At 69.5% G+C, this 7,976-nt stretch carries 8 protein-coding genes; 6 read left to right on the top strand and 2 right to left on the bottom strand.

Going from position 1 to position 7,976, the window contains the following annotated elements; genetic code table 11:
* Window positions 1–919, bottom strand: a 919-nt coding sequence (locus ACWKZU_RS06215) for an aldehyde dehydrogenase family protein (RefSeq protein ID WP_449281533.1), incomplete at its 3' end; no start/stop codon positions are given.
* A gap of 48 nt (window positions 920–967) precedes the next feature.
* Window positions 968–2,077: an LLM class flavin-dependent oxidoreductase gene (locus ACWKZU_RS06210; protein WP_449281532.1), complete on the bottom strand. Its 1,110-nt coding sequence runs from the start codon at window positions 2,075–2,077 to the stop codon at window positions 968–970.
* A 260-nt stretch (window positions 2,078–2,337) separates the two neighbouring features.
* Here ACWKZU_RS06210 and ACWKZU_RS06205 point away from each other — a divergent pair, with 260 nt between their 5' ends.
* The 6 genes from ACWKZU_RS06205 to ACWKZU_RS06180 all read left to right on the top strand — a co-directional run.
* Window positions 2,338–3,516, top strand: a complete 1,179-nt coding sequence (locus tag ACWKZU_RS06205; protein ID WP_449281531.1) for a flavin reductase — start codon at window positions 2,338–2,340, stop codon at window positions 3,514–3,516.
* Window positions 3,517–3,564: 48 nt separating this feature from the next.
* On the top strand, window positions 3,565–3,927 hold the full coding sequence (locus ACWKZU_RS06200; RefSeq protein ID WP_449281530.1) for a RidA family protein: 363 nt from the start codon (window positions 3,565–3,567) through the stop codon (window positions 3,925–3,927).
* Window positions 3,928–3,989: 62 nt separating this feature from the next.
* Window positions 3,990–5,570, top strand: coding sequence for an ABC transporter substrate-binding protein (locus ACWKZU_RS06195; protein ID WP_449281529.1), 1,581 nt, complete (start codon window positions 3,990–3,992; stop codon window positions 5,568–5,570).
* A 282-nt stretch (window positions 5,571–5,852) separates the two neighbouring features.
* A complete protein-coding gene (locus ACWKZU_RS06190) occupies window positions 5,853–6,806 on the top strand; it encodes an ABC transporter permease (RefSeq protein WP_449281528.1) in 954 nt (317 codons plus the stop codon).
* Window positions 6,803–7,750: an ABC transporter permease gene (locus tag ACWKZU_RS06185; protein WP_449281527.1), complete on the top strand. Its 948-nt coding sequence runs from the start codon at window positions 6,803–6,805 to the stop codon at window positions 7,748–7,750. Before ACWKZU_RS06190 ends, ACWKZU_RS06185 begins: the two co-directional genes overlap by 4 nt.
* Window positions 7,747–7,976, top strand: a 230-nt coding sequence (locus ACWKZU_RS06180; protein WP_449281526.1) for an ATP-binding cassette domain-containing protein, incomplete at its 3' end; no start/stop codon positions are given. The genes ACWKZU_RS06185 and ACWKZU_RS06180, both read left to right, overlap by 4 nt.

The following is a 7,976-nucleotide window of genomic DNA, read 5'->3' as shown; positions in this document are numbered from 1 at the left end:
TCAGCTTCGCCACGCGCTCGACCAAGTCGTCGTAGGCCGGGCGCTCCACGATGATGCGGGTGCCCGCGAGGCAGCGCTGACCGGCCATGCCGAATGCGCTCGTGATGACCCCCTCCGCCGCGGCGTCGAGGTCGGCGTCGGCCGCGATCACGATCGGGTTCTTCGCGCCGCCGTTGGCCTGCACGCGCTTGCCGAGCTGGGTCGCGGTGCGGTAGATGGACCGCGCGACCGGCGTGGAGGTGATGCACGAGACGACGGCCACGTCGGGGTGGCTCACGAGGTGCTGCGAGACGTCGGCGCGGCCCTGGACGACGTTCAGCACGCCGTCGGGCAGGCCCTCGGCGAGCAGCTGCAGCGCGTGCGTCGAGGCGAGCGGATCCTGCTCCGAGGGCTTCACGACGAGGGTGTTGCCGGTGACGAGCGCCCAGCCCACGAAGAGGGTGGGGTTCATCACCGGGAAGTTCAGCGGCGTGATCGCCAGGGCGACGCCGAGGGGCTCGCGCAGATGCTTGAAGTCGAGGTTGCCGGCGATGTTGCCGGAGGTGCTGCTGGCGAGCATGGGCGCCGCGATGGCGGCTTCGAGGAAGTCGCACGAGCGCAGCACCTCGCCGCGGGCCTCGTCGAGCGTCTTGCCCTGGTCGCGGGTGATGGTGCGCGCGAGCTCCTCGGAGTGGTCGATCAGGTTCTGCCGCATCCGGTACAGGTACTGCACGCGGCGCGCCATCGAGAGCGCCCGCCACGGCCCGAACGCGGCCGCCGCCGCGGCGACCGCCGCATCGGCGTCGGCGATCGTGGCCGGGACCAGCTCGGCGATCCGGGCGCCGGTCGAGGGGTCGAAGACGTCGATCGGGTCGGTGCCGCTGCCGTCGCGCCACCGGCCGTCGATGAGGAGCTGGGGCTTGATGAGTTCGTTGGTCATGGTCGAGTTCCCTCTGTCGATCGCGGTTCAGGAGACGTCTCGTGGTGGTCAGGGGTCGTCGAAGTCGGGGTAGCGCACACCCAGGTCGCCGCCCACATCGTATGCCTTGAGCTTCGGCAGCACCTCGCGGGAGATCAGCTCGAAGTTCTGGTCGGCGACCTCCTCGGGCATGTTGCCGAAGGCGGGGATGATCAGCACGCCGCCGGCGTCCAGGCGGTCGACGTACTCGAGGATCCGCTCCACGACCCGATCCGGGGTGCCCCACACCTGCAGGTCCGCGAGGAACCCGGCGAAGCCGTCGACGCCGTGCTTCTCGATGTTGCGCGCGAGGGCGGCGTAGTACTCGTAGCCCTCGATCTCGGCGAAGCCGACGTTGTCGAACTCGTAGTGCTCGACCGTCGAGAGCGCGTAGCGCTGCAGGTAGACGTCGCGCATCTCCTGCACCTCCGCCTCGGTCTCGCCGACGCCGGTGAAGACCGCGATGATCGGCTTGGGCGGCTGCTCCCCGTTGAGCTCGACGTAGCGGTGGCGGTAGTCCTCGAGCTCCTTCTCGACGGTGTGCCACGGCTTCTGCGGGATCACCATGAGGCCGATGCCGAGCTTGGCCATGAGGTCGATCGACTGCGGCGAGACGGCGGAGGCGAAGGTGCGGCCGCGGTAGCTCGCGTAGGGCTCGGGGCGCAGGTCGACGCGGGGCTGCTTGAGCAGCTCGCCGTCGTACTCCATGACGCCCGTCTCGAGGGCGGTCATGATGAACTCGGCGTACTCGGTGTAGAGGCGGCGCGAGTGGCTCATCGGCACGCGGAAGCCCTCGAACTCGATGCGCCCGAGGCCCCGGCCCATGCCGAGGATCGCGCGGCCCCCGGAGAGGTGATCGAGCATGGAGAAGTTCTCCGCGGTGCGCACGGGATCGCCCCAGGGCAGCACGGAGACCATGGTGCCGAGCCGGATCTTCGAGGTCTGCCCCGCCACCCAGGAGAGGAACTGCGGCACGTTGGGAGTCAGCTCGTAGTTCGAGAAGTGATGCTCCGGCGACCAGATCGAGTCGAACCCGAGGGCCTCCGCCTGCTCGGCGTACCGCAGCTCCTGGCGGTAGACGTCGGCATCCTCGCGGGCTCGATCGAGATTCTGGAAGATGAGCGTCAGTCCTGTGTGCATCGTCTGCCCCGTTTCCTGGTTGCGTACCGGTCTTCGGTCTGTCTGGGCGCCCGGCGACGCCGCCGGGCAAGTCTCATCCGATCAGCTCCAACCGACCGGTCGGTTTGAAGATTACCCGCTCTCCCCCCTCCGACGCAAGCCCCGGCGGGTCCGCGGGGCTTCCGGCATCCTCTCGGAGAATGCGCATTGCGCGTCCCGCACCCGGGGGGTTAACATACCGATCAGTATGTTGATCGATTCTCGATTGAAAGGGGCACGACATGCCTGGTGAGCCGACAGACCCGCGGTGGTTCCGCACCGTTCTCGGCCAGTACCCGACCGGCGTGAGCGTCATCACGACGACCGAGGAGGACGGCACGAAGGCCGGTTTCGTCGTGGGGACCTTCACCTCCGTCTCGCTCGATCCGCCGCTCGTGGCGTTCTTCCCCGACAAGAAGTCGAGCAGCTGGCCCAAGATCCGGGCGGCGGGCCGCTTCTGCGTCAACATCCTCAGCGCCGACCAGGAGCACCTCTGCCGCCAGTTCGCCGCGAAGGGCGCCGACCGCTTCGCAGGGGTCGCGGTGCGCGAGTCGTCCCTCGGCAACCCGATCCTCGAGGACGCCGTCGCCTGGATCGACTGCACGCTCGACGACGTCATCGATGCCGGCGACCACTTCATCGTGATGGGCGCCGTCAACGAGCTCGACATCGAGAGCGGCTCGCTCCCGCTGCTGTTCTTCCAGGGCGGCTACGGCCGCTTCGCGCCCCACTCGATGGTGGCCGCCTACACCCCGGCCGAGATCACCGCGGATCAGCTGCGCGCCGTCGACCTCATCCGCCCCATCATGGAGCGGCTGGCCGACGACCTGTCGTCGCGCTGCATCGCCACCGCCGCCTTCGGCGAGGACCTGGTGGTGCTCGCGGGCGCGGGGAGCCCCGACGCGCAGGATCGCGCCACCCTCGTGGGGGCGCGGCTGCCCTTCACCCCGCCCAACGGCTCGGCGATCGCCGCCTGGGATCCCGAGGCGAAGCTGCAGGAGTGGCTCGCCACCGGACCCGACGGTGAGACCCGGCGGGAGAACGAGCTCCGGCTCGCCCGCGTGCGTGCGCGCGGCTACTCCGTCGGCCTGCTCAACGACGCGCAGCGCGAGTTCGCCGCCGCGCTCAACAAGCTCGCCGCGGACCCGCAGGCGATGCCGCCCGAGGACCTGCGCGCGCTCATGACCGATCTCCTCTACGATCCCGAGGAGCTGACCGACGAGTACTCGCAGGCCGTGCGGGTCATCGCGGTGCCCATCTTCGACGCCGAGGGCAAGGCGGCGTTCGCCTTCACCCTGTACGGCTTCGCGAAGCCCGAGGGCGAGGACGGGATCCGGGCCTACATCGACCGGGTCGTGCGCGCCGGCCACGAGGCGACCGCGGCGCTGGGCGGCCACGCGCCGGCGGCGCTCGCGGCCTGAGCCCCGCGCGCCGCCCCCCTGACCCATCCCACTCATGACGGAGGAACCATGACCGCCAGCACACAGCCCCAGCAGACGCAGTCCGATCCCGCGCAGTCCACTCCGATCGTCTACGCGTCCAGTCTCGCGATCGACGTGGCGACCATGAAGCTCGTCCCCGAGGCCGACACGATCGCGAACGAGACCCGCGTGGTCTTCGAGCGCATCTCGCGCCAGCTCGAGGCGGCGGGCCTCACCCTCGCAGACGTGGTCAAGACCACCTGCTATCTGAGCGACGAATCGCACCGCGAGGAGTTCGCGACCGCCTACGACGAGACCTTCGCGCCGGGACCCTACCCGGTCAATCTCACCATCGTCCTCGGTCTCGCCGGCGACTGCCGCGTGCAGATCGAGGTCGCCGCAGCCCGCTGACCCCTCACCCCCGACCCCTCACCCCCAGCGTTCGACCAGTCAGTACTTCAAGGAGGAAGATCATGACGAATACCCAGTTGCGTCGCATGAGCCGCCGAGGCTTCCTCGGCATATCGCTCGCGGCCGGTTCCACCGCGATCCTGGCCGGCTGCGCCGGGCCGGGCACCCAGACGGGCGGAGGCGCTCCGAGCGGCCCGCAGCAGCGCGGCGGCCTGCTGCGCGTGGCCGCGACCGACGGCGCGATGTACGACATGGACCCCCACGGCACCGGCACGGGCGCCTCGTCGGCGGTGAAGCGCGCCATGTTCGACCCGCTGGTCGACAACGACGAGAACATGAACCTCGTGCCGTACCTCGCGGAGCGATTCGAGCCCGAGGATCCCGAGGACCAGTCGGTGTGGATCATCCAGGTGCGCGAGGCCGTGTGGCACGACGGCAGCCCGATCACCTCGGACGACGTCGAGTTCACGATCCGCCGCATCCTCGAGGGCGGGCTCTCGGCCGCCTCGCTCATGAGCGTCATCGACCTCGAGGGCCTGGAGAAGCTCGACGAGCGCACGCTGCGGGTGCCGCTGACCTCGCCGAACTCGCAGCTGCCGAGCGCGTTCACGGCCTCGTACTCCTCGCTGGTGCCGGTCGGCTTCGACCCGGCCGAGCCCATCGGCTCCGGGCCGTTCACGTACAAGTCGTTCACGCCGAACCAGCGCTGGGAGGGGGAGCGCTTCGAGGACTACTGGCGCATCGACGGCGGCGCCTTCCTCGACGAGCTGCAGGTCACCGCGTTCGACTCGTCGGCGTCGGCGCTCAACGCGCTGCTCTCGGGCCAGCTCGACGCGATCCCGAACATCCTCCCGGCGCAGCTGCCGCAGATCGAGAGCCAGAACAACCTCGTGACGGTGGAGTCGGAGACCGGCTACATCATGATGGTGGAGCTGCAGTCGGGCCCGGGCGCGCCCTTCGAGGACAACCGGGTGCGCGAGGCCTTCAAGCTCGCCCTCGACCGCCAGCAGCTCGTGGATTCCGTGTACTCCGGTCGCGGTGCGGTGGCGAACGACATCGGCGTCTTCCCGCAGTTCGACTCCGCCGCGGGCGACCCGCCGGTGCGCGAGCGCGACCTCGAACGGGCGCGCGCGCTGCTGAAGGAGGCCGGCAAGGAGAACCTGCAGGTCACGCTGCGCGTCGGCGAGCTGATCCCGGGCATGACGGCTTCGGCCGAGATCATCCAGCAGCAGGTGGCGGAGGCCGGCATCCAGGTCGAGATCGACAAGGTCACCGACATCGCCCAGTTCTACGACGAGGGCTACTTCACGCACGACCTCCAGATCGACTACACCAACACGATCGACATGTACGACGGGGCCTACTACTGGTGGCTGTCGTACGCCGATTACCACAACACCGGGTGGAAGAACGAGGAGTTCGAGGCGAAGTTCGCCGAGGCGATCGCGCGCCCCCAGGACGAGTACGAGACGATCATGCGCGACGAGATCACGCCGATCCTCTACGACGAGGGTCCCTGGGCGGTCTGGGGCCGTCAGAACATCCTCGACGTGCACACCGATAAGGTGGTCGGCATCGAGCCGACCCTCGGTCGCGGCTTCATGAACGACGGCGACTTCTCGGAGGTCTCGCTCGTCCAGTAGGCGCACCGGCGGCGCGATGGAGCCGCACGACGAACCCCGGTCCGGCCTCCACCGGGCCGGGGTTCGTCGTCGAAACGCCGCTCGCGGCTATTTACATGCATACCGGTTGGTATAAACTATCGGCTAGGGCGCCACACTGCGGTGGCGCGTACGAGACTCTCAGACCATAGGGGCCCACTTGTCGACACGAATGACATTCCACGCCTCCACTCGGCCGGCCAGGTCGGGCCGCGCGGCCCCCGCGGCGGCCTCCCGCCGCAGACTCCGACGGGAGGCGACCCGATGATCGGACTCGTCCTGCGCAGACTCGCCTTCACGGTGTTCGCGCTCTTCGTCATCTCCATCGCGGTGTTCGCGGCCACCGTGGCACTGCCCGGCGACGCCGCGGTCGCGCGCCTCGGCGCCTCGGCCACGCCCGAGGCGCTCGAGGCGCTGCGGGAGCGCATGAACCTCAACGCGCCCCTCCCCGAGCAGTACTTCACCTGGCTGGCCTCGCTGCTGCGGGGCGACCTCGGCCTCTCGTTCGCATCGAGCCTGCCCGTCGGCGAGGTCATCGCGCCGAACGTCGGCAACTCGCTCGTGCTCCTCGTGCTCACGGGCCTCGTCGCGATCCCGATCGCCACCGGGCTCGGCGTCTGGATGGCGCTGCGCCGCGACGGGCTGCCGGACCGCATCTCCAACACCGCGCTGCTCGTGCTCGTCGCCCTGCCGGAGTTCGTCGTGGCGGTGCTGCTCATCGCGCTGCTCTCCACCAACGTCTTCCGGCTGCTGCCGGCCGTGTCGATCATGAACCAGTCCCAGCCGTGGTGGCAGCAGTGGATCCTGCTGGTGCTGCCGATCCTCACGCTGGTGCTCATCTCGCTCCCCTACATCGCCCGCACGGTGCGCGCGTCGATGGCCGAGACGCTCGACAGCGAGTTCGTCTCGATGGCGCGCATGAAGGGCGTCAGCGAGAAGCGCGTCATCTGGCGCCACGCGCTGCCGAACATCGCGGGCCCCTGGTTCCAGGTCGCCGCCCAGTCGCTCGCGTACCTGGCCGGCGGCATCGTCGTGGTCGAGGCCGTGTTCCAGTACCCGGGCGTGGGCTACCAGCTGATCTCGGCCATCCAGAGCCGCGACCTGCCGGTGCTGCAGGCGCTCGCCCTGCTGCTCGCCGCGTTCTACATCCTGCTGAACGCCATCGCCGACATGGGCACCGTCGCGATGACGCCCACGATGCGGAAGGGGAAGCGATGACCGCGAAGGAACCCATGCCCGAGGTCACGGGCTTCATAGCGATCGACGAGTCGCCCCGGCGCCGCCGGCCCCCGGGCCCGCGCAAGGGCGGGCTGGCCGAGCTCACCCGCAATGCCCTGAAGCTCACCGAGGGCCGGATCGGCCTCGCGTTCACGGTCGTCGTCGTGCTCGTGGCGTTCGTCGGACCGCGCGTGGCGCCGCACAACCCGGCCACGGTCATCGGCCCGCCCTACGCGCAGCCCGGCGCCGGCTGGCCGTTCGGCCTCGATACGCTCGGGCGCGACGTGCTCAGCCGCTTCCTCAGCGGCGGCGACGTGCTGCTGCTCATGTCCCTCGCCTGCGCGATCGTCGGCGTCGGCGTCGGCACGATCCTCGGGCTGATCGCGGGCTACTGGCGCGGCGCCGTCGGCGGTGTCATCATGCGCACCCTCGACATCGTGCTGTCCTTCCCCGCGCTGCTGCTCGCGCTGCTCTTCCTGTCGATCCTCGGCACGAATCCCTGGATCATCCTCCTCACCGTGGCCATCTCCCACATCCCGTACGTCGCCCGCGTGGTCGAGGCGTCCTCGCTCGCGGTCACCGGCCGGCGCTACGTGCAGTACGCGGAGATGATCGGCACCCCCCGCTGGCGCATCCTGCGGCGCGAGATCCTCCCCGGCATCGTCGCCCCGCTGACCGTGCAGTTCGGGATCCGGTTCACCTGGTCGATCGCCACGATCGCCTCGCTGGCCTTCCTGGGCTTCGGCCGCAAACCGCCGGCGGTCGACTGGGGCGTGATGGTCGAGGAGAACCAGGTCGCCCTCATCACGAGCCCGCTGACGGTGATGCTCCCGGTGCTCGGGATCGTGTTCGCCACCATCGGCGCGAACCTCCTGGCCGATGCGTTCGGGCAGGCCGCCGGAATCGAAACCCGACGGACGAAGCGAAAGAAGCGCAGGAAATGAGCACTGCAAGCGAAGCGAAGCCCGCGGTCGTCGTCTCGGGACTGCGCGTCGATCTCGAGGATCGCGACGTCAACATCGTCGACGAGGTGAGCTTCGAGGTCGCCCCGGGCGAGATCCTCGGCCTCATCGGCGAGTCGGGATCGGGCAAGACGACGGTCGGCACCGCGATGCTCGGCTACACCCGCAGCGGCACCGAGATCACGCGGGGCTCCGTCGTCCTCGACGG

The sequence above is a fragment of the Leucobacter sp. genome, assembly GCF_053528595.1.
This window is presented reverse-complemented; position numbering and strand designations above follow the sequence as displayed.

Coding starts and splice junctions, on each gene's coding strand:
- ACWKZU_RS06195 (WP_449281529.1), top strand. CDS start 3,990: ATGACGAATACCCAGTTGCGTCGCATGAGCCGCCGAGGCTTCCTCGGC.
- ACWKZU_RS06200 (WP_449281530.1), top strand. CDS start 3,565: ATGACCGCCAGCACACAGCCCCAGCAGACGCAGTCCGATCCCGCGCAG.
- ACWKZU_RS06185 (WP_449281527.1), top strand. CDS start 6,803: ATGACCGCGAAGGAACCCATGCCCGAGGTCACGGGCTTCATAGCGATC.
- ACWKZU_RS06205 (WP_449281531.1), top strand. CDS start 2,338: ATGCCTGGTGAGCCGACAGACCCGCGGTGGTTCCGCACCGTTCTCGGC.
- ACWKZU_RS06210 (WP_449281532.1), bottom strand. CDS start 2,077: ATGCACACAGGACTGACGCTCATCTTCCAGAATCTCGATCGAGCCCGC.
- ACWKZU_RS06190 (WP_449281528.1), top strand. CDS start 5,853: ATGATCGGACTCGTCCTGCGCAGACTCGCCTTCACGGTGTTCGCGCTC.